The organism is Polaromonas sp. P1_F6, assembly GCF_056405695.1.
The window spans coordinates 1111074-1136436 of the sequence record NZ_JBFUBQ010000001.1 but is presented as its reverse complement, the minus strand read 5'-3'; the positions used below and the strand labels follow the sequence as shown (position 1 = coordinate 1136436).

Annotated in this window: 25 protein-coding genes; 12 read left to right on the top strand and 13 right to left on the bottom strand. The window is 62.0% G+C overall.

From position 1 onward, the window contains the following. Positions 1–11: 11 nt before the first annotated feature. Both AC1DY9_RS05275 and AC1DY9_RS05270 read right to left on the bottom strand, forming a co-directional pair. On the bottom strand, positions 12–926 hold the full coding sequence (locus AC1DY9_RS05275; protein WP_477665964.1) for a ketopantoate reductase family protein: 915 nt from the start codon (positions 924–926) through the stop codon (positions 12–14). 109 nt (positions 927–1035) lie between these two features. Further along, entirely contained in the window at positions 1036–1965 is a 930-nt protein-coding gene (locus tag AC1DY9_RS05270; RefSeq protein ID WP_477665963.1) for a LysR family transcriptional regulator, read from the bottom strand. Positions 1966–2071: 106 nt separating this feature from the next. Between AC1DY9_RS05270 and AC1DY9_RS05265 the strand changes: the two genes are divergently transcribed. Then, positions 2072–2701, top strand: a complete 630-nt coding sequence (locus tag AC1DY9_RS05265; RefSeq protein ID WP_477665962.1) for an NADPH-dependent F420 reductase — start codon at positions 2072–2074, stop codon at positions 2699–2701. A 108-nt stretch (positions 2702–2809) separates the two neighbouring features. On the opposite strand, the gene AC1DY9_RS05260 is transcribed toward AC1DY9_RS05265, so the two are convergent. Together AC1DY9_RS05260 and ompR are read right to left on the bottom strand one after the other, a co-directional pair. Next, positions 2810–4135, bottom strand: a complete 1326-nt coding sequence (locus AC1DY9_RS05260; RefSeq protein WP_477665961.1) for an ATP-binding protein — start codon at positions 4133–4135, stop codon at positions 2810–2812. Between the two features lie 10 nt (positions 4136–4145). Continuing rightward, positions 4146–4895: an osmolarity response regulator transcription factor OmpR gene (gene ompR / locus AC1DY9_RS05255; protein ID WP_477665960.1), complete on the bottom strand. Its 750-nt coding sequence runs from the start codon at positions 4893–4895 to the stop codon at positions 4146–4148. Positions 4896–5173: 278 nt separating this feature from the next. Between ompR and AC1DY9_RS05250 the strand changes: the two genes are divergently transcribed. From AC1DY9_RS05250 to AC1DY9_RS05240, 3 genes are all read left to right on the top strand, one after another. After that, positions 5174–5716, top strand: a complete 543-nt coding sequence (locus tag AC1DY9_RS05250) for a hypothetical protein (protein WP_477665959.1) — start codon at positions 5174–5176, stop codon at positions 5714–5716. Positions 5717–5789: 73 nt separating this feature from the next. After that, positions 5790–6095, top strand: coding sequence for an EF-hand domain-containing protein (locus tag AC1DY9_RS05245; protein WP_457280776.1), 306 nt, complete (start codon positions 5790–5792; stop codon positions 6093–6095). Between the two features lie 111 nt (positions 6096–6206). Beyond that, positions 6207–7118: an alpha/beta hydrolase gene (locus AC1DY9_RS05240; RefSeq protein WP_477665958.1), complete on the top strand. Its 912-nt coding sequence runs from the start codon at positions 6207–6209 to the stop codon at positions 7116–7118. Between the two features lie 80 nt (positions 7119–7198). Here the strand turns inward: AC1DY9_RS05240 and AC1DY9_RS05235 are convergent, their stop codons facing one another. Next, positions 7199–8455, bottom strand: coding sequence for an extracellular catalytic domain type 1 short-chain-length polyhydroxyalkanoate depolymerase (locus AC1DY9_RS05235; RefSeq protein ID WP_477665957.1), 1257 nt, complete (start codon positions 8453–8455; stop codon positions 7199–7201). A gap of 369 nt (positions 8456–8824) precedes the next feature. Here AC1DY9_RS05235 and trhO point away from each other — a divergent pair, with 369 nt between their 5' ends. Together trhO and AC1DY9_RS05225 are read left to right on the top strand one after the other, a co-directional pair. Beyond that, a complete protein-coding gene (trhO, locus tag AC1DY9_RS05230) occupies positions 8825–9772 on the top strand; it encodes an oxygen-dependent tRNA uridine(34) hydroxylase TrhO (protein ID WP_477665956.1) in 948 nt (315 codons plus the stop codon). 20 nt (positions 9773–9792) lie between these two features. Continuing rightward, on the top strand, positions 9793–10446 hold the full coding sequence (locus AC1DY9_RS05225) for a glutathione S-transferase (RefSeq protein WP_477665955.1): 654 nt from the start codon (positions 9793–9795) through the stop codon (positions 10444–10446). Positions 10447–10708: 262 nt separating this feature from the next. Here the strand turns inward: AC1DY9_RS05225 and AC1DY9_RS05220 are convergent, their stop codons facing one another. Further along, complete coding sequence (locus AC1DY9_RS05220; protein ID WP_477665954.1) at positions 10709–11140, bottom strand: Lrp/AsnC family transcriptional regulator; 432 nt, start codon at positions 11138–11140, stop codon at positions 10709–10711. A gap of 169 nt (positions 11141–11309) precedes the next feature. On the opposite strand from AC1DY9_RS05220, the gene AC1DY9_RS05215 reads away from it, so the two are divergent. Next, positions 11310–12407 carry a saccharopine dehydrogenase family protein gene (locus AC1DY9_RS05215; protein ID WP_477665953.1) on the top strand — a complete coding sequence of 366 codons (1098 nt, stop codon included), beginning with the start codon at positions 11310–11312 and terminating at the stop codon, positions 12405–12407. 738 nt (positions 12408–13145) lie between these two features. Continuing rightward, positions 13146–13541 (top strand): hypothetical protein, encoded by a 396-nt coding sequence (locus AC1DY9_RS05210; RefSeq protein WP_457280769.1) that lies wholly within the window; start codon positions 13146–13148, stop codon positions 13539–13541. 15 nt (positions 13542–13556) lie between these two features. Here AC1DY9_RS05210 and sbcB read toward each other — a convergent pair whose 3' ends face one another. The 5 genes from sbcB to icd all read right to left on the bottom strand — a co-directional run bounded on the left by sbcB (position 13557) and on the right by icd (position 20831). Then, positions 13557–15023 carry an exodeoxyribonuclease I gene (gene sbcB, locus AC1DY9_RS05205; RefSeq protein WP_477665952.1) on the bottom strand — a complete coding sequence of 489 codons (1467 nt, stop codon included), beginning with the start codon at positions 15021–15023 and terminating at the stop codon, positions 13557–13559. Between the two features lie 20 nt (positions 15024–15043). Then, positions 15044–16501 (bottom strand): cardiolipin synthase, encoded by a 1458-nt coding sequence (gene cls, locus AC1DY9_RS05200; protein ID WP_477665951.1) that lies wholly within the window; start codon positions 16499–16501, stop codon positions 15044–15046. 124 nt (positions 16502–16625) lie between these two features. Continuing rightward, on the bottom strand, positions 16626–18962 hold the full coding sequence (gene clpA / locus AC1DY9_RS05195) for an ATP-dependent Clp protease ATP-binding subunit ClpA (protein WP_457280766.1): 2337 nt from the start codon (positions 18960–18962) through the stop codon (positions 16626–16628). Positions 18963–19031: 69 nt separating this feature from the next. After that, positions 19032–19409 carry an ATP-dependent Clp protease adapter ClpS gene (gene clpS, locus AC1DY9_RS05190; protein WP_457280765.1) on the bottom strand — a complete coding sequence of 126 codons (378 nt, stop codon included), beginning with the start codon at positions 19407–19409 and terminating at the stop codon, positions 19032–19034. Positions 19410–19571: 162 nt separating this feature from the next. After that, the gene (gene icd / locus AC1DY9_RS05185; protein ID WP_457280764.1) at positions 19572–20831 is read right to left on the bottom strand and encodes an NADP-dependent isocitrate dehydrogenase; all 1260 of its coding nucleotides are present in this window, start codon (positions 20829–20831) and stop codon (positions 19572–19574) included. 199 nt (positions 20832–21030) lie between these two features. On the opposite strand from icd, the gene AC1DY9_RS05180 reads away from it, so the two are divergent. Together AC1DY9_RS05180 and AC1DY9_RS05175 are read left to right on the top strand one after the other, a co-directional pair. Further along, the gene (locus tag AC1DY9_RS05180; RefSeq protein ID WP_457280763.1) at positions 21031–21336 is read left to right on the top strand and encodes a hypothetical protein; all 306 of its coding nucleotides are present in this window, start codon (positions 21031–21033) and stop codon (positions 21334–21336) included. Between the two features lie 151 nt (positions 21337–21487). Beyond that, positions 21488–21925: a DUF192 domain-containing protein gene (locus tag AC1DY9_RS05175; RefSeq protein ID WP_477666040.1), complete on the top strand. Its 438-nt coding sequence runs from the start codon at positions 21488–21490 to the stop codon at positions 21923–21925. Positions 21926–21991: 66 nt separating this feature from the next. On the opposite strand, the gene AC1DY9_RS05170 is transcribed toward AC1DY9_RS05175, so the two are convergent. Further along, on the bottom strand, positions 21992–22573 hold the full coding sequence (locus tag AC1DY9_RS05170) for a Fe-Mn family superoxide dismutase (RefSeq protein WP_431096247.1): 582 nt from the start codon (positions 22571–22573) through the stop codon (positions 21992–21994). 54 nt (positions 22574–22627) lie between these two features. Further along, positions 22628–23947 carry an exodeoxyribonuclease VII large subunit gene (gene xseA / locus AC1DY9_RS05165; protein WP_477665950.1) on the bottom strand — a complete coding sequence of 440 codons (1320 nt, stop codon included), beginning with the start codon at positions 23945–23947 and terminating at the stop codon, positions 22628–22630. Between the two features lie 340 nt (positions 23948–24287). Between xseA and AC1DY9_RS05160 the strand changes: the two genes are divergently transcribed. Continuing rightward, the gene (locus tag AC1DY9_RS05160) at positions 24288–24926 is read left to right on the top strand and encodes a MotA/TolQ/ExbB proton channel family protein (protein ID WP_457280990.1); all 639 of its coding nucleotides are present in this window, start codon (positions 24288–24290) and stop codon (positions 24924–24926) included. Continuing rightward, positions 24923–25351 carry an ExbD/TolR family protein gene (locus AC1DY9_RS05155; protein ID WP_457280760.1) on the top strand — a complete coding sequence of 143 codons (429 nt, stop codon included), beginning with the start codon at positions 24923–24925 and terminating at the stop codon, positions 25349–25351. Before AC1DY9_RS05160 ends, AC1DY9_RS05155 begins: the two co-directional genes overlap by 4 nt. The last annotated feature ends 12 nt before the right edge of the window (positions 25352–25363 follow it).

Genomic DNA, 25363 nt, shown 5'->3' with positions numbered 1-25363 from the left:
AGCCCGGCGATTCAGGCGAGGGCCTGCCTGGACTCCATCAACTTCACCAGAGCCCACAGCACCCGGTTCGCCGGCGTGGCCACACCCAGCGCTTCACCGCGCCTGACGACCAGCCCGTTGAGGTAGTCGATTTCGGTGGGTTTGCCGCGCGCCAGGTCTTGTGCGGTGGATGACAACTGGTTGGGCATGCTGCCGGCCAGTTTGTCCACGGCCAGGTGCATGTCGCCCTGCACCTGCACGCCTTCGGCCTCTGCCACGGCCAGGCATTCGGCCACCACGTCGCGCATGACGTCTTTCACGCCCTCGCCTTGCACGGTTTTGCCGTACGGCAGCTGCGCGATGGCCGAGACGGCGTTGTAGGCGCAGTTGAGGATGAGCTTGGCCCACAACGCGCCGCGCACGTTGCTGGAGATTTCAACCGGCACACCGGCTGCGATGAAGGCCTGGGCCACGGCCTCGCTCCGGCTGGCCGGCTCAATCACCAGCTCGCCGCGGCCGTGGTGCCTGACGTGGCCGGGGCCGGCCATTTCGGTGGCCACGTACACCACGGCGGCCGCCACGGCGTGCTGCGGCAGCACGGTGCGCAGGCGGTCGGCGTTGTCCACGCCGTTTTGCAGGCACAGCACCAGCGCATCCGGTGCCAGGTGCGGCCGGATCAATGCACCGGCCGCTTCGGTGTCGGTGGATTTCACGCAGAACAGCACCAGGTCGGCGCCCTGCACGGCGGTGGGTTCGCTGCTGGCGGCCAGGCGCACGTGTTCGTCGAAAGTGCGGGTTTCCATGTGCAGGCCGTCACTCTGGATGGCGTCAGCATGCCGGGGCCGGGCGATCAGCACCACGTCAAGCCCGGCACGGGCCAGCATACCGCCGTAATAACAACCAACGGCGCCTGCGCCCATCACGGCGACTTTGAGGGATTGGGTCATGGGGGTCTTTGCCTTCGGTGAGATGCAGATACGGAAACGGAAAAAGGAATTGTGGGTGAAGTCTGCCGCCCCTGCAGGCGACCGGGCCTCTTGGAAACCTGTTCGCGGTCTACACGGGGCCGCCGGCAAAGCGCCGGGCCAGCTGGTCGCGCTCGAAGGCCTCGACGACGAAGTCGATAAACACCCGCGTCTTGGCGGGCATCTGGCTGCGCGTGGCGTAGTAAATCGAGATCGCGCCGGCATCGACATACCACTGCGGCAGCACCCTGACGAGCTCGCCGCGCTCCAGCAAAGGCAGCACATCGGGCAAAGCCACGAGCGCTACCCCCAGACCCAGCAGCGCCGCGGCGCGCATGGCCGTCGGATCGTTCATGACCATTGACTCCATAAAAACTGCCGGAACCTCAGCACCGGCCGCGTCGCGCATGACCCACTGGCGAACCCGGCCCGTTCCGCTGGAACGCAGAGCGATACCTTTGAGCCCGGCCAGACCCGTGGGGTTGGCTGGAGCCTGCTGGCCTGCCATATAGGCGGGCGACGCCACGGCGACCAGGTGAATCGGGGCCAGCGCGCGAGACACCACGCCCGGTGACAGCTCAAAGCCGCCGCCGATGGCCGCGTCATACCCCTCGGCAATCAGGTCGACCGGTCGGTTTTCAAAGTACCAGTCAGGACGTATGAGCGGATAACGGTCCAGGAAGGCCGGCAGCAAAGGCACGATGTACTCGGTGCCGAAGGTGGGTGACATGCTGACCTTGAGCGGGCCCGCGGGAGTGCCGCTGTCGCTGGAAACGGCCGCGATGGCGGACTGCAGCGCGTCGAGGTTGCCGCCGATCGATCCCAGGAAGCGTTCACCGGCTTCGGTCAGCGTGAGTTTGCGGGTTGAGCGCTGAAACAGCCGCACGCCCAGGTTTCGCTCCAGCATGGCCACATTGCGGCTGACGGCAGCTGGCGTCAGCGCCAGGCGCCGCGCCGCTTCCGAAAAGCTGCGGCCTTCGGCGCTGCGAATAAACGATTCGAGGTTGGCCAGGGTTTCCACTTCGCCATTTTAAAGTAATGATTGAAAATAATTCAATCAATTACCGGCTTATCAAAAGGCAATCAAAAACCCATCATTCACCCATCAACAACCAAGGAGTGAATTTATGTCTACCCCCTCAACCCCATCCAGCACCCCCAGCATCGGGATCATCGGCGCCGGCGCCATCGGCACGGCATTTGCCAAAACCCTGGCCCGCCAGGGCATCCATGCCACGCTGTCCAACAGCCGCGGCCCGGACTCGCTCAAAGACATCGTGCGCGAACTGGGCCCCACCATCCACGCCGGCACCGTCAAGGAGGCCGCCACAAAAGACATCGTGCTGGTGGCCGTCAACTGGGGGCGCCTGCCTGAGGCGCTGGCCGGTTTGCCCAACTTTGGCGGCCGTGTCGTTATTGACGCCAACAACGCTGTCGAAGGCCCTCCTCTCCGGCCCGTTGAGCTGAACGGCCGCGCCTCCAGCGAAGTGTTTGCCGAGCTGGTGCCCGGCGCGCGCGTGGTAAAGGCCTTTAACCACCTGGTCGCCCGGCTGCTGGCCACTGACCCCGCCGACCAGGGCGGCAAACGCGTGCTGTTTTTCTCAGGCGACGACGCCAAGGCAAAGGCGACCGTGGCGGCACTGATCAGCCAGCTCGGGTTCTCGGGAATCGACCTCGGCGCTTTGGCCGTGGGTGGACGCCTGGCGCAGTTCCCCGGCGGCCCGCTGCCCATTCTCAACTTGGTGCAGTTCGGCTGAAGCCGCAGCAATCGCTATCAAATCAATAGCTGCTTGCGCTCGTCTCTATTGGCCTGCAGCCCGTTTTGATGCTTGAAAAGGCCTTTTGAGGCCTTTTTTTGGGTATTTTCAGGCCCGCGGCAGCGTGATCCGGGCGCAGAGGCCCCCACCGTCGGCAGGCAGCAGTTCAAACTTGCCGTCATGCGTGCGCACGATGCGGTCCACGATGGCCAGGCCCAGCCCTGCGCCGGGCGGGCCGGTACGCGTACTTTCAGCGCGGCGAAACGGTTGTTTCAAAGCCTCGGCCTGCGCCGCGTCGATGCCGGCGCCGTGGTCTGTCACCGCTATCCAGACCGAGTCGCCTTGTACGCCGGTGACCATCGTGACCGGCGGCAGGCCATGGCGCCAGGCGTTTTCGACCAGGTTGGTGAGCACGCGGCGCATCGCACGCGGGCGCAAGGGCACGGGCGGCGGGTTGCCGCCCTGCAGCGCCACCGGCATGCCGTGGCCAGCCGAGGCGGCCGCCACCTCAGCCGCCAGCACATCCAGCGCCACCGGCGCCGGCGCTTCGCTTTCGGTGCTGCGGGCAAAGTCCAGGAACTGGCTGATGATGGCGTCCATTTCTTCCACGCCGCGCGTCATGCGGGCCATCAGCTCATCGTCGCCTTGATCACTTTTGTCGCGCAGGATCTCGATGCCCAGGCGAAGTTTGGTCAGGGGTGTGCGCAGGTCGTGCGACACCCCGGCCAGCATCAGCGTGCGCTCGTCGTCGGCCTGGGCCAGGCTGCGCACCATCTGGTTAAAGCTGCGGCTCAGGTCGGCGATTTCCGTCGGGCCGTCTTCGGGCAGCGGCTGCGGGCTGGTGCCGCCCGCCAGTGTGTGCGCCGAAGCCATCACGCGGCGCAAGGGCTGGTTCAGGTAACGGTGAATCAACAGCGCACCCAGCAAGGCCAGCAAGGCACTGGCGAATGATGTCACGACCCAGGCGCCGGTGAATTCACGCGCCGGCAGCACGCCGGGCAGGTTGACCCAATGGTCGGCGCCATCCAGGCGCAGCCGCACCGCCAGGCTGCCGCCGGCTTCGCGGCGCCAGATGATCTCGGAGCCCTCGCCTTCCAGCGCAATGCCGCGCGAGGCTTCATTGACGAAGCGCCGCTCAAGCCGGCTCAGCAGCCGGCGTTCGCCACGGCCGTCACCCTCGTCGTCATCGGCAATGCCCTGCATGGCACGGCGGTTGAACTGCGCCACAAAGGCCTCGCGCTGCGCGGGCGGCATGGCGGCCAGGCCGGCACGGATGGAGCTGACATTGCGCGCCACCGCCACCGACAGCTGCGCCAGCCGCGGCTTGATGATCAGCTGGCGCACCAGCAGCGCGCTGGCCAGCTGGCCGACCACAATGAGCACCACGATCAGCAGCACATTGCGGCCGAACAGGCTGCGTGGAAACAGCTTCATGGAAATAGCCTCACGGCTTGCCCGCCTTGCCGTTTTTTGCCGCACCGCCTTCCGGCACAAACACATACCCCACGCCCCACACGGTCTGGATGTGCACCGGCTGGGAAGGGTCCGACTCAATCAGCTTGCGCAGGCGCATGACCTGCACGTCGATGCTGCGGTCGGTGGCTTCGTGGTCGCGGCCGTAGGCCAGCTCGATCAGCCTGTCGCGGCCCAGCGGCCGGTTGGGGTGCAGGGCCAACGCCTGCAGCAGGCTGAACTCACCGGTGGTGAGCGGCACGTCTTCACCGTTTTTTTCCAGCCGGCGTGCTTCCAGCTTCAAGGTGAAGGCGCCAAACTGCACCGTGCCCTGGCCGGGCAGCGGGCCGCTGTGCGCGCCCAGCATGCGCTGCCGGCGCACCAGCGCCTGGATGCGGGCCAGCAGCTCGCGGGGATTGAAGGGCTTGGGCAGGTAGTCGTCAGCGCCCATTTCCAGCCCGACGATGCGGTCCACCGGGTCGCCGCGGGCGGTGAGCATCACGATGGGAATGGTTTCACCCTGCGCGCGCAGGCGGCGGCACACCGCCAGGCCGTCTTCGCCCGGCATCATGACGTCGAGCACCAGCACGTCGAAGCGCTCACGCGCCAGCAGAGTGTCCAGGGTTTTGGCGTCTTCCAGTGTGCGCACGGCGTAACCCTGATCGCTCAGGTAACGCTGCAGCAGGCTGCGCAGGTCGGCCTCGTCGTCGACCACCAGGACCCGGGCCAGTGGCTCGCTCATCGTGAAAGGCCTGTCTGCAAAAGCGCGCTGGAAACAACCATAAGAAAACACCCGTCGCAAGAAAGATGCCCCATGGTAGCGGCCCGCGTCTGGCCGCCCGCCCGGCGAATCATGACAAACGATGACAAAGCCGGGATTTGCTCATGCCTTGTCATCAAGAGGCCGCCTGCAGCCATGCCTGGCTCACATCTGGCGGCCACAGTGACATCACGGCGCTGCAATGCGGCCGGAATCTCAAGACCCTTCACCGTTCAACGTCAACCTTCAAGGAGTTCACCATGAAAACCATGCTTTCCGCCACTGCCCTGACCACCGCCCTGACATGCACCCTGCTGGCCGCAGGTTTTGCCACCCCCGCCGAAGCGGCCAGCCGCCACGTGGTGCGGACCCATGCCGATGGCAGCGCCACCGCCACCAGGGCAGTCACCCGCCAGGGCCCGCAAGGCGGCACACGGGTGCGCAACCGCAGCACCACCGCCGACGGGCAGGGCAATGCCAGCACAGCGGGCAGCGCCTCCACCACAGGCCCCAACGGCGCCACCGCCGTGCGCACCGGCCAGGCCAGCCGCAGCGCGGACGGTTCGGCACAGCGCAGTGGCAATTTTGCCGCCACCGGGGCCAAAGGCAGCGTGGAAAGCAGCGGCAGCAGCAGCAAAACCGCTGACGGCGCCGTCAACGCCAGCCGCAACACCACGGCCACCAGCGCTGCCACCGGCAACAGCGTGCAAAGCACGGCGTCCTACAACCAGGCCACCGGCGTTACCCGCAGCACAACTTGCTATGACGCTGCCGGCGCGGCGATGAGCTGCCCGTCGCGTTGAGCGCGCCTGGGCCTTTCATCAAATCCGGTTTTCAAAATTTCGACCTTCACTTTCATTTTTTTGGAGCACTCTCATGACCCCCTCGTTCAATCTCCGCGCACTTTCAATCATTGGTCTGCTGACACTAGGTACCGCAGCCCATGCCCAGGCACCCAATGCCGCCCGCCTGGAAAAAGCCCGTACCGAACTGCAAAAGCGCTTTGAGGCGGCCGACACCAACAAGGACGGCAAGCTGACCCGCGAGGAGGCGCAGGCAAAAATGCCCAAGGTGTACAAAAACTTTGACGCCATCGACGCCAGCCATGCAGGCACTATCTCGCTGGCCGACATCGAGACCTTTGTGGCATCGAAAAAAGGCTCGCGCAAACCGGCCGGCTGACGACTACGCATCGCGCAGCCCGAATGCCTGACCCATCGTTGACGCACAAGGTCAGAGGCGGGCCGGATATGCTGTCCGGCCTGCCCGCCGCAATACCACTGGAGCCATGACATGTCCCTTGCCCCTCGCCTCCTCACACACTGGCCGACGCTTGCGCTGGTGCTCACCGCGGTTCTCTACGCCGGGCCGGCACCTGCCCAGCAGGACAGCGGCCGCCTGGCGAGAAAAACCGCCAGGTCCACCGTACCGGCCGGTGTGCGCCAAATCCCCGACATCGCCTACGGCGCAGATCCGCGCCAGCGCATGGATGCCTACCTGCCGCAGCAGCCGGCAGCCAACGCACCGGTCATCGTCATGGTGCACGGCGGTGCCTGGATGGTGGGCAACAAGGCGATGGCCAACGTGACCGACAACAAGGTGGCTTGGTGGGTCAAGCAGAAGGGCTACATCCTGGTGTCGGTGGGCTATCGCCTGTCGCCGCAGGTTGACCCGCTGGTGCAGGCGCGCGATGTGGCCAGTGCCCTGGCCAAGACGCAGGCCATGGCCGCCTCGTGGGGTGGCGATCCGGCCAAGGTCATTCTTATGGGGCATTCGGCGGGCGCACACCTGGTGGCACTGCTGGGTGCCTCGCCGGCATTGGCCTATACGTCAGGCGCCAGGCCGTGGCTAGGCACTGTGGCACTTGACAGCGCCGCGCTGGACCTTGAGCGCATCATGAAAGCGCGGCACATGCGGTTTTATGACCGCGTATTTGGCACTGACCCGGCCTACTGGCGCACTGTGTCGCCCACYAGCGTGCTGGCGGCTGACGCCACGCCGATGCTGCTGGTCTGCTCGACACAACGGGCGGATGACCCCTGCGCACAGTCGCGTGACTTTGCTGCGAAAGTGACGGCCAAAGGCGTGCGGGCCAGCGTGCTGCCGCAAGACCTGACGCACGAACAGGTCAACACCACGCTGGGCCTGCCCGGCGGGTATACCGATGCGGTTGACAGTTTTATGGCGGGGCTGCTGCCGCGCTGACGGTTTTAAGAAAAAACAGGCTGCAGCCCGCAAGGAATAAGCGCAAGCAGCTATTGATTTAATAGCAGATTCAGGCTCAGCTACTTCGCCGCACCAGGCCCTGCCGCGGCCGGAGCGGCATTGCGGCGGTGGTAGGTGAAAAACGTCCACATCATCAGCGTGGCGTCGGGGCCTTCAGGCTCGCTGTATTCCATGCTGGCGTCTCCGCCGCTCCAGGCGTGGCCCAGGGCGTCTACGTCGCACTTCACCAGCTGCGGCTTGCGGCCGGCGTACCAGGTCGTGGTCTGGTAGGCATGGCGTGGCCGCCTGCCGCTGCGGCGCTCGGGGTAACGGCGAACCACCGGCTCGAGGCGGGCCGCATTTTGGGTAATGACCGGGTTGTTGATGATTTCGAACTGCTCGGCCAGTTGCTCGGCGTTCACCCGCCGCACCACGGCATCGTTGTCGCCATGGATCAGGATGGCCGGCATGCCCGGGAACGCCGGCTGGTCGCTGGCAAACAAGCGCGCCACCGCATCGTAAGACGAGCCCGAGCCGTGTTGCATGGCCCGGTAGGCGCTGAAGGGCGAGTGGGTGGTGCCGAACACGGGTGCGGAATGCATGCCCACGGCCGCGATCAACTCCGGGTGGCGCAGTGCCACGATGGCCGCCAGCGCGGCGCCGGCCGACAGGCCCGCCACGTAAGTTCGTGAAGCGTCAAGCCCGTGTTTTTGCTGCACCTGGGAAATCATGGCGGCGATCACGCCCACATCGCCCTCCCCGTTTTGTGTGGCCCGCTTGTACCAGTGCCAGCAGCGGTGGGCGTCGGCCGCACTGGATTGCTGGGGGTACAGCACCGCAAAACCCTTGCGCTCGGCCAGTTCGTTCATGCGGCTGCCCGCTGCAAAGTCAGCCGCCGTCTGCTGGCAGCCGTGCAGCATGACCACCAGCGGGCGCGGTGTCGCAGGGGCATCGGGAACCCCGGCAGTAGCGGCCGTAGCGGCCGTAGCGGCCGTAGCGGCCGCGGCGGGTAGATACAGCCAGTACAGCATGCGCCGGGAATCCGTCAGCAAGCCGTCCCCGGGCAAGGTAAACCAGGCCTTGCGCCAGGTGCCGGGCAACCCGGCTGCGGCGCGGGCCTGTGCAGCCGTGGGCCGGCGGGCTTTTTTGGCGGGCCGGACAACCACCGGTTTCAACAGCTTGACCCCGGGCCTGCGCCGGCGCGGCGTTGTGGTGGCAGGCAACGCCGGCGTGACCTTGGGAAGCAGGCTTTCAAACAGCCGCAAGCCCTGCGCCTGCTGGGCCTTGCCCATGCGGCGCATGCTTTTAAGCCAAAGACTGCTTATGCTTCTGGACATGGTTTGACAAAAAGTGGTGGGGCCATCTGGGGTCGGTTCGAGGTCTGCGTCTACTTTGATTTCCAGGAAGGTATTTGCGCCAGATCAATAAGTACACGGTCATTTTGCTGCATTGCAACAAAATGTCTACCAGCATGGCCATAAAACATTGAATTCGGCGCTTTCCGTCACAAAATCGGGGTTACAAAATGCTAAAACCCGAGCCGCTACGATGGAGCCTGGGAGCGCTTGTGCCATTTCGGCGCGTTATCAGCGCCATTTCAGCGCGTACACGCACCGTTTAGAGTCTTTTCGTGCTTTCCGGCCTTTGCCCTGTTTGCCCTCTTTTGAACGACCGCACATTTCTTTTCGCTTTTCGCCTGTTTTCTCATGCCCGAATTCCTGACCGCCGCCCTTTACCAGTTCGTTGAGCTGCCCGATTTCGCCGAGCTGCAGGCGCCGCTGCTGGCGCAGTGTGAGGCCCATGGTGTCAAGGGCACGCTGCTGCTTGCGGCAGAAGGCATCAACGGCACGATTGCCGGGCCTGAAGAAGGTGTGCGCGCCGTGCTGGCCTATCTGCGCAGTGACCCGCGCCTGGCGACGCTGGAGCACAAGGAAGCGTGGGCTGAGTCCATGCCGTTTTACCGGATGAAGGTGCGCCTCAAGCGCGAGATAGTCACCATGGGTGTGCCGGAAGTCCACCCCGCGCTGATGGCCGGCGAATACGTCAAGCCGCAGGAATGGAATCAGCTGATCAACGAACCGGGCGTGGTGCTGGTCGATACACGCAACGATTACGAGGTGTCCATCGGCACCTTCCACGGCGCCATCAACCCGCACACCAGCAGCTTTTCAGAGCTGCCCGGCTGGGTAGAGCGCGAAATGGCTGAAGGCGGCAAGCTGGCGGCGCATGACGGCAAAAAGCCGAAGGTAGCCATGTTCTGCACCGGGGGCATTCGCTGCGAGAAATCCACCGCGCTGCTGCGCTCCAAAGGCTTCGAGGAGGTCTACCACCTCGAGGGCGGCATCCTCAAGTACCTGGAAACCGTGCCCGAGGCGCAAAGCACCTGGGAAGGCGAATGTTTTGTGTTTGATGAGCGTGTGTCCGTCGGCCACGGCCTCAAGCCCGGCGCCTTCACGCTGTGCCGCTCGTGCCGCGATCCGCTGAGCGAGGAAGACCGCCAGTCGCCGCTGTACGAGTTGGGCGTGAGCTGCGCGCACTGCCATGCAAAGACGACGGAAGAACAGAAAGCCGGCTACCGCGAGCGCCAGCGCCAGGTTGAGCTGGCCGAAGCGCGCAATGCCGCGCACATCGGCGTGCGGCAATCCGGCACTTGATGCACCTGGTGTTTCAGGCCATGAACAGCGCCCTGCCCGTCCTCTATTCCTTTCGCCGCTGCCCGTATGCCATGCGCGCCCGCCTGGCGCTGGCCGTGAGCGGCGAGCCCTATGAGCTGCGTGAAGTCGTGTTGAAGAACAAGCCCGCACAAATGCTGGACGCTTCGCCCAAAGGCACCGTGCCGGTGCTGGTGCTGCCCGGTGGCGAAGTCATTGATGAAAGCCTGGACGTGATGCTGTGGGCGCTGCGGCGCAATGATCCCGAGGGTTGGCTCACATCACCGCAGGGCTCTCTTGATGACATGCTCGCGCTGGTTGCCGGCAACGACGGTGCCTTCAAGCGCAGCCTGGACCGCTACAAATACCCGAATCGCTACCCCGAAGAAGCCGCAGGCGACAACGCGGGCTTTGCCTTGTCACACCAGGCTGCATGCGCAAGTTGGCTGGGCCAGCTGGAAACCGTGCTGGCTGGCGGCTGGCTCTTCGGCACGCATGCCAGCCTGGCCGACATGGCGTTGCTGCCGTTTGTGCGGCAGTTTGCACATACCGATGCGGCCTGGTTTGCCGCGCAACCCTGGCCGCAGGTGCAGGCCTGGCTGGCGCGCTTTGAAACCAGCGCGCTGTATGAAGGCGTGATGGGCAAGCATGCGCCTTGGCCGGCGGGTGCTGTGTAAGGCCGTATTCGCTATCAAATCAATAGCTGCTCGCGCAGATCCTGATTGGACTGGAAGCCAATTTGATGCCTGAAATCGGTCTGAAAAGCCGTTTTGGACGTGCTTTTTGGCCGACAGGAAGCCATTTTTGAGTCCGGAAGCATCATTTTTTTGGAAGAAAAATGGCCTTTCACCAATTACAACGGGCGCGAGCCGCTATTAAATGTATAGCAATCGGCTGGCGGCAGGAGCGCCACGTTCAAGGGGCGCCAGCAGCAAGATGTCAGCGCTGAATGCGCGTAGACAGCACCACCGAGGTATTGGTGCGCTCGACCCCATCAAGCAGGCCGATGCCGTCGATCAGCGCATCGAGCCGCTCAATCGAGCCGGCCTGCACGATGGCGATCATGTCGAAGGTGCCGCTGACGGAGAGCAGTGAGCGGACCTCGGGAATCTTGCGTAGCGCCGCCTCCACGGGGCCCGACAGCTTGGGGCCGACGGTGAGCATCACGTGGGCGGCTACCTGCGACTGCTCATACGCGTCGCCGGTGCGCACGCCGTAGCCGGTGATGACCTTGTCGCGCTCCAGCCGCTCGATGCGGGCCTGCACTGCCGTGCGCGACAAACCCACCTTGCGGGCGAGCAAAGCCACCGGGCAACGGGCGTTTTCACGCAATTCGCTGAGCAGTATCTGGTCTATGGCGTCGAGATTCATGTGCCGGGCGTGACTATGGTTAAAGCAGGGTAGGCAAATAGATGGTAGATGCCTTCTATTTCACTAAATTATGACTTCTATTTGTATAAATTGATACTACCAACCGCCGGTGCTGCGCTCCACAATCAGTCAACGCCCTTCACCTGGAGGGGCCCATCAAGGAGCGGATATGAAAAAGATCATGGTCGTAGGCGCAGGCAAAATCGGCTCAACCATTGCCGCCCTGCTGGGCTCCAGCCAGGACTACGCGGTGACGGTGGTGGACGCATCGCAGGCCGCACTTGCAGGTATCAAGGCCGGCGCCGGGGTTCAATTGAAGGTGCTGGACGTCACCGACCCTGTCGCCCTGCGCGCAGCGCTTGAAGGGCAGTTTGCGGTGCTCAGCGCGGCGCCGTTCCACCTCACCACATCGATTGCCGAAGCTGCCGTGGCAGCCGGTGTGCACTACCTGGACCTGACCGAAGACGTGGCCAGCACGCGGCGCGTGCGGGAGCTGGCCGGCACCGCGCGCTCAGCGCTGATCCCGCAATGCGGCTTGGCGCCGGGTTTTGTGTCTATCGTGGCGGCCGACCTGTGCCGGCGTTTTGACAGCCTGCACAGCGTGCGCATGCGCGTAGGCGCCCTGCCCCAGTTCCCGTCGAACGCGCTGAACTACAACCTGACCTGGAGCACCGACGGCGTCATCAACGAGTACTGCGAACCCTGCGAAGCCATTGTGGAAGGCGTGCTGCGCCAGGTGCCGCCGCTGGCTGAGCATGAGGAGTTTTCGCTCGACGGCGTGACGTACGAGGCCTTCAATACCTCAGGCGGCCTGGGCACCCTGTGCGAGACGCTGCAGGGCAAGGTCACCAACCTCAACTACAAGACCATCCGCTATCCCGGCCACGCGGCGATCATGAAGGCACTGCTCAACGACCTGCGCCTGCGCGACCGCCGCGGTGTACTGAAAGACATACTGGAAAACGCCCTGCCCACAACGATGCAGGACGTGGTCATCGTGTTCGTCACCGTGAGCGGCCAGCGCGAAGGCCGGCTGATGCAGGAGACCTACGCCCACAAGGTATACAGCCACGTGGTCGGGGGCGTGCTGCGCAGTGCGATCCAGATCACCACGGCGGCTGGTATTTGCACGGTGCTGGATTTGCTGGCTAACGGGCGTTTGCCTGCGCAGGGGTTTGTGCGGCAGGAGGATATTGCTTTGGGGGATTTTCTGGGGAACCGGTTTGGTGGGGCTTATGCGCCTTTGGTGGAGCGGGCTGCGGCTTGAGGGTTGATTTTTTGAAAACCAGGCGTTGCGGTTAATGGGGGCGAGCGGTAGCAGCTATTGAATTGATAGCGGCTTCTTTTTGGGTTGTTGTTGGTTYGATGGGGGCGGTCTTTGCTGAGGGCGGTTGGCCGGGGGTTGCCCGGCATGCAACTCACTTTCTTTTGCATCGCCAAAAGAAAGTAAGCAAAGAAAAGGCGACCCTGGTTCCTGCGTCCCTTCGCTTCGCTGCGGGCAACCTGCGGTGCTCGGTCCAGCCGGGGTCAAAAACAACTCGCTTCGCTCAAACAAGTTTTTGCCCTGATCCGTCTGGCCCTGTGCTCCTCGGCGCATCCACAAGGGGTTGGGGAAGGAATACCTAACAGCCGAATACCGGAAGAAACAAGGACTCGCCATGGCGAGTCCTTGTCGGTATTGGAGCTGGCATTTGTCTTCGGTTCCCGCACCCGATTGCCCCTTCCCTTCTGTCTGCGCCGAGGAGCGCAGGTTCAGGCGGATCAGGGATCGCGATTGTCTGAGCGAAGCGAGTTCGAGCGAGACCCCGCCTGAACCGAGCACCGCAGGTTGCCCCGTAGCGAAGCGAAGGGGTCGCAGACAGCAGGGTCGCCTTTTCTTTGGTGACTTTCTTTTGGCGAAGCAAAAGAAAGTTACTTGCCGCCGGGCAACCCCCGGCCAGCCGCCCTCAGCATCTATGATCTGCGTGAAACACGCCACCGTGGTTGAACATCAATTCCACACGCCATGAATATTTCACACACCGTCTGCCGGATTTTCTTTTCGGCAGCAATAACGGCTTTGTCTGCAGGGTGCTATGCCCAGTCAATGCTGTCTGAGGTTTCTCAAAAAAACCTTGAAGCCAATGTGGAACTGTTCGCCAAGTCCTATTACCTCGGCACCGGCGCTGGCCACTTTGTCACCAGCGTAAGCCCGGTCGATACCGAAAATGCTGTGGCGGTCGTCGGTGAGGTCGGAGATTTCGGGCGAGATCCCAATGCCTATACGGTTTATCTCAAACTCATCCAGCAAAAATGGCGAGTTGTCAGAATCGAGTTTGTGTACCGCGATACTGGCAAGAAGACTTCACAACAGGTATTGCCACCTTTTCCCTATCCCGGCTGGAGAAAAGACGCGCCTTGAGCCCGGTTGTGCGCCTCAGTCCTCAGGCGCAATCATCTCCGCATACTCATAAAGCGCCTCAAGCACCGCCTGCCCCTTCTCATCTGCCGTCTCCGCCAACACATCAATCTCGGCAAACAGCGCATCCACATTGCGTGCCCCGCCCTCACCCTCCAGCAGGCGCGCAGCGCGATGCGCTTCCCAGCGTTCGGCGTCTTCGGGCGACAGGGTTTCGGCAAAGTTGCGCGCCCGGTAGCGAAACACCAGTTCCCCGAGGCGTTCATCGTCGAAGCCGATGCGGGCATGGGCCAACTCGGCAGGGGACAAGGCGCGCAGCTGGTTGAGCCTGCGCCGGTCGATGTTGTTGATGAAACCACCGTACAGGTCTTCATCGACATCCGGCGTGGGCTCTTTGGGCCGCTGGAAGACTTCGGGCCAGAGGGCGCTCATGTCGGGCAGGCCGGCGGCTTTTTTGGCGTTGGCCAGCGCAGCGGGGATATCTACATTCCATTTGGCCGCCATCTCCGGCGACAGCGTGGCGAGCTTGCGCACGACCATGGGTGACTTGTTCAGGTGAACCGATTTGATGGGCAGGCGCAGCACGCCTTCGGGCAGCTCGGCTGATTTACTGAAGAGGCGTTGCCGCAGCGTGGCAACGTCGAGCAAAGGCAGCTCACTTGGGTCTTGCGACAGGTCCCAGGCCAGCAGCTCGTTCTTGTTCGTCGGATGCGTTGCCAGCGGCCACATGACGGCCAGGCAGCCGCGCTCTGGCGGGAACATGCCCGAGACATGCAAAAACGGCTGGGCCGTTTGCGGGCTGGTGGGCAGGCCGAGCTCCGCGGCCACGCGGTCCTTCTTGTGCAGGCCCAGGCAAAAGTCGAAAAGCTTGGGTTGCGCCTTGCGGATCAGGCGGGCCAGCGCGATGGTGGCGCGCACGTCAGACAGGGCGTCGTGCGCCGACTCGTGCATCAGGCCGTTGGCACGCGCCAGGTCTTCGAGCTTGAAGCTGGGGCGAACGGCGCTGGCGTCGTCCGGTCTGCGTTCGTCGGGCTTGAGCGGCCAGGCGATGCCTTCGGGCCGCAGCGCATAGGCCATGCGCACGACATCGAGCAGATCCCAGCGGCCGCAGTCGTTTTGCCATTCGCGCGCATACGGGTCAATGAGGTTGCGCCAGAACATGTAGCGCGTGACTTCGTCGTCGAAGCGGATGGTGTTGTAGCCCACGCCGATCGTGCCCGGCTCGGCCAGAACGGCTTCGATCTGCGCGGCGAATTCGTGCTCGGCCACGCCACGCTCCATGCACAACTGGGGGGTAATGCCGGTGAGCAGGCAGGACTCTGGATTGGGCAGGTAGTCGTTGGCCGGCTTGCAATAAATCATCAGCGGCTCGCCGATTTCGTTGAGCTCGGCGTCGGTGCGAATGCCGGCGAACTGCGCGGGCCGGTCGCGGCGCGGGTTGATGCCGAAGGTTTCGTAGTCGTGCCAGAGGAAGGTGTGGGGCATGAAGAACTCGAAGTAGGTAATTAGAGCAAGGGTGAAAACAGCCGCGCCGTGGCGTCGAGCAGGCGCATCAAAAAGTTCTGGGGGCGATGTGCGCGCACGGGCGCGGCGCTGAGCAGGTCGGTTTCAAACTGCGCAGCGAGCGGCCCTGCCAGCGCGGGGCCGTAGACCACGGCCATCACTTCGAAGTTGAGGCGAAAGCTGCGGTTGTCGAAATTGGCGGTGCCGACCATGGCACAGCTGTCGTCGACGACCAGTGTTTTGGAGTGCAGCATGCGGGCCTTGTACTCCCAGACCTTGACGCCAGCGGCGATCAGTTCGTCGAAGTAGGAGCGCGCCGCGGCGCTGACGACAAAGCTGTCGCTGCGGCGCGGCACCAGCAGGCGCACGTCGACGCCGCGCAGCGCAGCGCTGGTCAGCGCCATCAGCGCGGGTTCTCCCGGCACAAAGTAAGGCGTGGTCAACCAGGCGCGCTGGGTGGAGGCATTGATGGCGGCCAGGTGCATGCGGTGAATCGGCTCCAGCATGTTGTCGGGCCCGCTGGTCACAAACTGCACCGGAATGTCGCCGGCTTCTTCGTCAGGCACCAGGAGGGGCAGCAGGTGCGGAAGGGTCCCGTCCGTGTCGGCTATCGATTCGCCGGTGGCATAGGTCCAGTCTTCCAGGAAGGTGGTCTGCAGCCATCGCACCGCGCTGCCTTCAATGCGCAGGTGCACATCATGGTAGGCATCGGCGCGGGTGCGCCGGTCTTCTTCATCGGTGATGTTGACGCCGCCCGTGAAGCCGACACGGCCGTCGCAGACGACAATCTTGCGGTGGGTGCGGTAGTTGGTCACCGGGCGCAGGCGGCGGCCTATGCGGGTATCGTGAAAGAATGCAACCTCGACGCCCGCGGTCTCCAGCGGTGCCAGAAACCGGCTCCCAAGCCGCTTGGAGCCGAGCGCATCGACCAGCAGCCGCACCTTGACGCCCTGCTCGGCCCTTTCGGCCAGCAAGTCGCGCAGGGCAGTGCCGATGCGGTCGGGTTCAAAAATATAGTACTCGAGGTGCACATGATGGCGGGCGTCGCGGATCGCCTGGAAGATGCTGTCGAAGGTATGCGCCCCGCCTGAAAGCAGCTGGACGCCTGTGGCACTGGACACCGGAAGGCCGCAGGCGGCGGTTCCCAGGGCGGTCATCTGCCGCAGCGCCGGAGGTGCTCTTTCGGCCACGCCCTGCAACTGGGCCAGATCGGCATCGCCACGCGCACCGGCGCGGCTGCGCAGCCGCTTGAGGCGCTGCTTTTTGAGGCGCTGGGGACCGAGGAAGTAGTAAATCACGAAGCCGGCAAACGGCAGCAGGGCCAGCGACAGGATCCAGCTCATGGTGGAGACCGGCGCGCGCTTTTGCATCACGATCCAGACCGACAGCACTGCAATGTAGGCACTCCAGACCAGGGAGAGGCCGGTTTTCCATTCTGAGCTGAGTTCGGGAAGGGTCAAAGCGGGGTGTCTCTGGGGTTGGGGCGCGGGCGAAATGAAAAAAGGCCGATAGCGTGATGCTAGCGGCCTTTTTTGGGTGCGCGGAAACTATCCGCGCCGCTGGATCGGCTCGATCAGCGAATGGTCAGTTGGTTTCTGCCGCTTCGGCTTCCGGCTTGGCTTTACCTTCCTTCTTCGGCAGCGGCTGGATGTCGAGCTGGACTTCTCCGGTCTCAACGCCCTTCTCGTCCGTCGTGACCTTCATGTCCACCGTCAGGCGGCCACCGTCGGTCAGCCGGCCAAACAGCAGCTCGTCGGCCAGCGCACGGCGGATCGTGTCCTGGATCAGGCGCTGCATCGGGCGGGCGCCCATCAGCGGATCAAAGCCCTTCTTGCCGAGGTACTTGCGCAGCGTATCGGTGAAGGTGACTTCCACCTTCTTCTCGGCCAGTTGCGTTTCGAGCTGCAGCAGGAATTTGTCGACCACGCGCAGGATGACGGTTTCGTCCAGCGCCTTGAAGCTGACAGTCGCGTCCAGGCGGTTGCGGAACTCGGGCGTAAACAGGCGCTTGATGTCGGCCATCTCGTCGCCGGACTCGCGCGGGTTGGTAAAGCCAATGGTCGCCTTGTTCATCGTCTCGGCACCGGCGTTGGTGGTCATGACGATGATGACGTTGCGGAAATCGGCCTTGCGCCCGTTGTTGTCCGTCAGCGTGCCGTGGTCCATGACCTGCAGCAACACGTTGAAGATGTCCGGGTGCGCCTTTTCGATCTCGTCAAGCAGCAGCACGGCGTGCGGCTTCTTCGTGATGGCCTCAGTCAGCAAGCCACCCTGGTCAAAACCGACGTAACCCGGAGGCGCGCCAATCAGGCGGCTCACGGCATGGCGTTCCATGTACTCGGACATGTCGAAGCGGATCAACTCGATGCCCATGATGTAGGCCAGTTGCTTGGCAGCTTCCGTCTTGCCGACGCCAGTGGGGCCGGAGAACAGGAAGGAGCCAATCGGCTTGTCGTCCTTGCCCAGGCCGGAGCGCGCCATCTTGACGGCAGAGGCCAGCACTTCAAGGGCCTTGTCCTGGCCGAAGACCACGCTTTTCAGGTCCCGCTCGAGCGTCTGCAGCTTGCCGCGGTCGTCGTTGGAGACATTGGCGGGCGGGATGCGGGCGATCTTGGCCACGATCTCTTCGACCTCGGCCTTGGTGATGATCTTCTTGCGCTTGGACGCAGGCAGGATGCGCTGGGCAGCGCCGGCTTCATCGATCACGTCAATGGCTTTGTCGGGCAGATGGCGATCGTTGATGTACTTGGCGCTGAGCTCGGCGGCAGCCTGCAGGGCAGCCACGGCGTACTTGACGCTGTGGTGCTCTTCAAAGCGCGACTTCAGGCCCTTGAGGATGTCGACCGTTTCCTGCACGGTCGGCTCGACCACATCGACCTTCTGGAAGCGGCGCGACAGGGCCGCATCTTTTTCGAAGATACCGCGGTATTCGGTGAAGGTGGTCGCGCCGATGCACTTGAGCTGGCCGCTGGACAGCGCCGGCTTGAGCAGGTTGGACGCATCCAGCGTACCGCCCGAGGCCGCACCGGCACCGATCAGGGTGTGGATTTCGTCGATGAACAGGATGCCGTTGGGCTTGTCCTTCAATGCCTTGAGCACGCCCTTCAGGCGTTGTTCGAAGTCACCGCGGTACTTGGTGCCGGCCAGCAATGCGCCCATGTCGAGCGAGTACACATTGGCTTCGGCCAGGATCTCGGGTACGTCTTTTTGCGTGATGCGCCAGGCCAGGCCCTCGGCAATCGCGGTTTTACCCACACCGGCCTCACCGACCAGCAGCGGGTTGTTCTTGCGGCGGCGGCAGAGAATCTGAATGACGCGCTCGACTTCATACTGGCGGCCGATCAGCGGATCGATCTTGCCGTCCTTGGCGAGCTGGTTCAGGTTGACGGTGAATTGTTCAAGCGGTGAGGCTTTTTCGTTCTTCTCGCCGCCCTCTTCGTTCTCGGCGGCGCTCTCGCCGGCCTTGGCTGGCTCGGGTGGATCGCTCTTCTTGATGCCGTGCGCGATGAAATTCACCACGTCCAGGCGGGTTACGCCCTGCTGGTGGAGGTAATACACGGCGTGGGAGTCTTTTTCACCAAAAATGGCGACCAGCACATTGGCGCCGGTGACTTCCTTCTTGCCATTGCCGGTGGACTGCACGTGCATGATGGCGCGCTGGATCACGCGCTGGAAGCCCAGCGTGGGCTGCGTGTCGACATCGTCGGTGCCGGCGACCTGCGGGGTGTTGTCCTTGATGAAATTGGCCAACGACTTGCGCAAGTCGTCCACATTGGCTGAGCAGGCGCGCAATACCTCGGCTGCACTGGGGTTGTCCAGCAAGGCAAGCAAGAGATGCTCAACGGTGATGAACTCGTGGCGCTGCTGACGCGCCTCGACAAACGCCATGTGCAAGCTGACTTCTAGTTCCTGGGCAATCATTGATCTTCCTTTCGGCTTGCTTGGGTTAACTCTACTGACTTATGAAGGGAATATTGGCCGGATTTACGATTATTCAATGGGCTCACTGACACACTGCAGCGGATGGCCGTTTTTCCGGGCAGCTTCGGTGACCTGGTCCACCTTGGTCGCCGCTACGTCCCTGGAAAACACGCCACAGACACCTTTGCCGTCCAGATGGATCTTCAGCATGATCTGCGTGGCGGTGTCATGGTCCTTGTTGAAAAACTCCTGGATCACCACCACCACGAACTCCATGGGGGTGTAGTCGTCGTTGAGCAGGACCACCTGGTACATCTGCGGGGGCTTGGTCTTTTGCGGCCGGCGCTCCAATACGACCGACTCTCCCCCATTGCCGTTATCGGGCTTGATAGCCGGGACTGGGGGCTGCACCGGAGAGTTAGGGGATTTTGGAGACTTGGTTGCMATGGAATTCATTCTAGCCACCGATGTAGTCCAGTGCGCCTGATAGGGAAATTGGTGGCGGGAACGCGACATTCAAGCGTGATTTTTTTCCTTTTCCGTGGCCAAGAAAAAAACCGCCGCGGGATTGCTCCCGGGCGGTTCTCGGAAAAACCGGCTGAGCCAGCTTTACATGTGGTCGATCATGACCTGGCCAAAGCCGGAGCAGCTGACCTGGGTTGCGCCTTCCATGAGGCGGGCGAAGTCATAAGTGACCTTCTTGGAGTCGATGGATTTTTCCATCGAGCTGATGATCAGGTCGGCAGCCTTGGTCCAACCCATGTGGCGCAGCATCATTTCGGCCGAGAGGATCTCGGAGCCGGGGTTCACGTAGTCTTTGCCAGCATACTTGGGCGCAGTACCGTGGGTGGCTTCAAACATGGCGACGGTGTCGCTCAGGTTGGCGCCGGGGGCGATGCCGATGCCGCCGACCTGGGCAGCCAGCGCGTCGGACACGTAGTCGCCGTTCAGGTTCAGGGTGGCGATCACGCTGTATTCAGCGGGACGCAGCAGGATCTGCTGCAGGAAAGCATCGGCGATGCTGTCCTTGACGGTGATTTCCTTGCCGGTCTTGGGGTTCTTGAACTTCATCCATGGGCCGCCGTCAATTTCCACGGCGCCGAATTCCTTCTTGGCCAGGGCATAAGCCCAGTCACGGAAGCCGCCTTCGGTGAACTTCATGATGTTGCCCTTGTGCACGATGGTCACGCTGGGCTTGTCGTTGTCGATGGCGTACTGGATGGCCTTGCGCACCAGGCGCTCGGTGCCTTCGCTGGAAACCGGCTTGATGCCGATGCCGGAGGTGTTCGGGAAGCGAATCTTCTTGACGCCCATCTCGTCCTGCAGGAACTTGATGAGTTTTTTGGCCTTGTCGCTGCCGGACTCGAACTCGATACCGGCGTAGATGTCTTCCGAGTTTTCGCGGAAGATGACCATGTGGGTCTTTTCAGGCTCTTTGACGGGCGAAGGAACGCCCTTGAAATACTGGATGGGGCGCAGGCAGACGTAAAGATCCAGCTCCTGGCGCAACGCCACGTTCAGGCTGCGGATGCCGCCGCCCACAGGGGTCGTCAGCGGACCCTTGATCGACACGACGTAGTCACGAACAGCGTGCAGGGTTTCTTCTGGCAGCCAGACGTCCGGGCCATAGACCTTGGTGGACTTTTCACCGGCAAACACTTCCATCCAGTGGATCTTTTTCTTGCCGCCGTAGGCTTTGGCAACAGCAGCATCAACCACTTTCAGCATCACCGGCGTAATGTCTGCGCCGGTGCCGTCGCCTTCAATGAACGGAATGATGGGTTCGTCAGGTACGTTCAACGAGTTGTCGGCATTGACAGTGATTTTTTGGCCTTGGGAAGGCACCTTGATGTGCTGATACATGAACAAAAGTCTCCGGTAAGCGCAAGGCGTCCAAGGGCACGCCACGCAACAGTTAGGTAAAAACCCCTAAATTCTAGCCGTAAAACCGTACAGCAAAAGAATTTGGGGGCATCGTGTCAACGGCTTTGGAACCGGCCTCGTTACGGTAGGGCCTCCGAGAAGTTCGGGGTATTTTTTCCAATAACGTTATCAAAGGAAATTCCAAATGAACAAAATCCTCGCTGCTTTGATCGCTGGCCTCTTCGCTGCTGGTGCTTTCGCACAAGCTTCCGCTCCTGCGGCTACCCCAGCCAAGCCAGCTGTTGCCGCAACGCCAGCCGCTCCTGCTGCAAAAGCAGAAGCCAAAGCTGAAGCAAAGCCAGCCAAAATGACCAAAGAAGAAAAAGCTGCTGCCAAGGCCGCAAAGAAAGAAAAAGCTGCTGCTGACAAGAAAGCAAAAGCTGAAGCCGCTGCAGCCAAGAAAGCCGAAGCTGCTGCCGCCAAAAAAGCAAAAGCTGAAGCCAAGAAGTAATTCCTGGTGACTTCGGTCAAAATGCCCGCCGCGTGCGGGCATTTTTTATGCGCGTCGTTTATGCTGGCCGATCAACTTCATGCGTGGTGACTCTATGTTTTTCGAACCCGGTACTGTCTTTTTTCGTGGGGCGTTCAAGGGCCTCACCCAGATGCTGGCTGTTGCCGCCTTGTTCGTGCCCCTGGGTGCTTCGGCGCAGGACGGCCCCCAGATGAATTTACAGCGCGTCAAGCTGTCGGCCGGCATGCACCTGATTGAGGCACAGGTGGCCCTCACGCCGGAACAGCGGCAAATCGGCCTGATGTTCCGCAAGGAAATGCCGCAACAGGAAGGCATGATTTTTATCTTCGAGCAGCCAGCCCAGCAGTGCTTCTGGATGAAAAACACCTTGCTGCCACTGACCGCCGCCTTTGTGGCGGATGACGGCACCATCGTGAACCTCGCCGACATGAAACCTCAAACCACAGACCCACACTGCTCTGCCCAACCCGTGCGCTTTGTCCTGGAAATGAACAAGGGCTGGTTTGCGCGAAAACGCATCAAGGCCGGCAGCAAACTGGGCGGCCCGATTTTCGAGGCGAAGCGCTGATTTCTCGCTTTTAAAACAAAAAAAGCCGACTCATGTCGGCTTTTTCGTGGGCGAAGGCTTCTCGCCTCAGGCGAAGTTGGCCTCGGCAAAACTCCAGTTCACCAGATTGGAGAGGAAGGTTTCGACAAATTTCGGACGCAGGTTGCGGTAGTCGATGTAGTAGGCATGCTCCCAGACATCCACCGTCAGCAGGGCCTTGTCGGCGGTGGTGAGAGGGGTACCTGCCGGGCCGGTGTTGACAATATCAACCGTACCGTCGGCTTTTTTGACAAGCCACGTCCAGCCGGAACCGAAATTGCCAACGGCTGACTTGACGAAAGCCTCTTTGAACGCAGCATAAGAGCCAAACTTGGCGTTGATGGCTGCAGCCAGCGCGCCGCCAGGTTCGCCGCCGCCGGCCGGTTTCATGCAGCTCCAGAAGAAGGTGTGGTTCCAGATCTGGGCCGCATTGTTGTACACACCGCCACTGGATTTCTTGACGATCTCTTCGAGCGTCATGGCTTCAAACTCAGTGCCTTTTTGCAGGTTGTTGAGGTTCACCACGTAAGCATTGTGGTGCTTACCATGGTGGTATTCAAAGGCTTCCTGGCTGTAATGCGGCGCCAGGGCGTCGATCGGGTACGGTAGCGGGGGGAGTTTGTGTTCCATGATTTTTTCCTCGTGGTGATGAATAAACTGCTTTTAACGATGTCATTGTAAAAACTAAATCAGCCTGCGCGCAGAAACCGTCAAATCGACCTCGCCGTCGGCAAGGGTAGCGCGTACGGGTTGCCCTATGTGTGTATTTTCCTGGCTGGTAATGGGCTGCCCATGAAGGTCGGCAAGCCAGGCATAACCGCGCTTCAGGACCAGTTTGGGATCCAGTAATTCAAGCCGCAACTGTGCGCGCTCGACGCGCTGCCGACCTCGTTGCAGGCTGCCTTGCACTTCGTGCGGAAAATCGCTGCCCAAGACCTGCAGCCTGCGCCGTTCGTGCTGCAGTGCCGAACGCGCCGCATGGCTCAGGCTCTGGCCGAGCCCGGCCAGACGGGCATGCTGCCTGGTAACCAGATGCGACGGCCGGGTGATTCGCGAAGCCGCCCAGTCCAGGCGCTGGTTGTGCGACTCCAGCTGGCGGTCTACACCGTTTTGCAGCCGCGACAGAGCCAGGTCCAGCGCACCCAGCCAGACAGCCTGGGGCTGCGCGCAGAGTTCTGCCGCGGCGGTCGGCGTGGGCGCACGCACGTCAGCGCAAAAATCAGCGATCGTGAAGTCGGTTTCATGTCCCACCCCGCTGATCACTGGCATGGGCGATTCCACCAGGGTTCGGGCGAGTTGCTCATCATTAAAAGCCCACAGGTCTTCCATAGCACCGCCGCCGCGTACCAACAGCAAGACATCCACGCGGTCCTGGGATCGCCGCTGATAGGCTTTGAGCAAAGCGGCGCGCAATTCGCCGGCTGCCTGGCTGCCCTGTACGCTGGCAGGATAGATAACCACGGGAATATGTGGCACACGGCGCTGCAAAGCACTCATGACATCGTGCAAGGCGGCGGCACCCAGCGAAGTCACCACACCAATGGCGCGGGGCAGCAAAGGCAAAGGCCTTTTACGGCCCTGGTCGAAAAGACCCTCAGCTTCAAGTCTGGCCTTGAGCAGCAGGAACTGTTCAAAAAGGTTGCCCTGGCCCGCCTGGCGCATGGACTCCACCACCAGTTGCAACTCACCGCGCGGCTCATAAACACCCAGCCGTCCCCGCAACTCCACCAATTGGCCGTCGCGCGGGGAAAAATCGAGCATCGTGGCAGCGCGGCGAAACATGGCGCAGCGAACCTGCCCCTGTTCATCCTTGAGTGAAAAATAGCAGTGGCCGCTGGCCGCACGCGAAAAACCGCTGATCTCACCCTGCACCGCGACGGGGTTAAACCGGGCTTCAAGGCTGTCTGAAATAGCCCTCAGCAAAGACCCGACGGGCCATACCCGAATGCCCGCGTCGCGCGCTCCCGCTTGCGGCTTCCCCGAAGGAGTCGATGCATCAAACACGCCTAAACCCCTTGGCAATCCGGGTGTAATACTCCACAGAGAGCCGCCCTTCAAGGCTCAACCCCCTGGTTTCCCGCGGATATCGAGATAAATTCGTGTAACTCATTGATTTTGAATAACTTAATTCTGCTCAAAATTTCATCGTTCTGTCACATGCACGATTTGGCGCGGCTTGGAGGCCGCTGTGCCTCCACTTGCTAACAAAGTTATCCACAGCTTCTGTGGGCTACGTCCGACACGCGATGACGTTGCGAACATTTAACAGATCAGGCTCGGCTGCAACGAGATGGCAGTTTCTGTAAGCCATAATCCACCACAACTTACTGCCTGGAGATGTGCATTGTTTTCGATCATACAAGCCGCAGGTTGGCCGATTTGGCCCCTGGTTGCCTGCTCTGTCTTGGCCCTTGCTCTGGTTATCGAGCGTTTTACCAGCCTAAAAATCCGAAAAATCGCCCCCGCCAAGCTGCTTGACGAAGCCATCACCGTCTCCCGCGCCTCCGTCCCCTCCCCCGATGTGGTGGCGCAACTTGAACAGAATTCGCTGCTCGGCGAAGTGCTTGCCAGCGGTTTTCGTGCGCTGAACACCAATCCACGGATCAGCGAAGATGACCTGCGTTCCACGCTGGAAGGCGCGGGACGCAAGGCGGCCCACAAGCTGGAGCGCTACCTGGCAGCCCTGGCAACCATCGCCTCTGCCGCGCCCTTACTCGGTCTGCTGGGTACCGTCATCGGCATGATCGAGATTTTCGGCTCGCAGGCAGGTGGCGGAGGTGTGAGCAATGCCGCCGGCGGCAACCCTGCCCAGTTGGCGCAAGGCATCTCGATTGCGCTCTACAACACGGCTTTCGGCCTGATGGTGGCCATTCCCTCGCTGATTTTCTGGCGCTATTTCCGGGCGCGAGTGGACGGATATCTGCTGACGATGGAGCTGGCGGCCGAGCGTTTTGTACGCCACCTCAATACCCTCAGAAAATGAACTTTCGCCCCCATCCTCATGACGAGCCGGAGATCAACCTGATCCCCTTCATCGATGTGCTGCTCGTGGTGCTGATCTTCCTGATGCTGTCCACCACCTATAGCAAGTTCACCGAACTTCAGGTCAAGCTGCCGATCGCCAACGCCGAACAACAGCGCGACTATCCCAAGGAAGTCATCGTCGCCGTGAGCAGCGACGGTCGCTACATGGTCAACAAGACTTTGGTGGAAGGCCGTGGCATCGAAGTGCTGGGAGCCGCGCTTGCCGAAGCAGCGAAAGCCGGCAAGGAAAGCGTCATCATCATCAGCGCCGATGCCAACGCCACACATCAAGCCGTCATCACCGTCATGGAGGCCGCACGCCGCCAGGGGCTGACGCAAATCACATTTGCAACGCAAAGCGCCGCAACGGCCGGGGCCAGATAGGCCGGGGCCGGT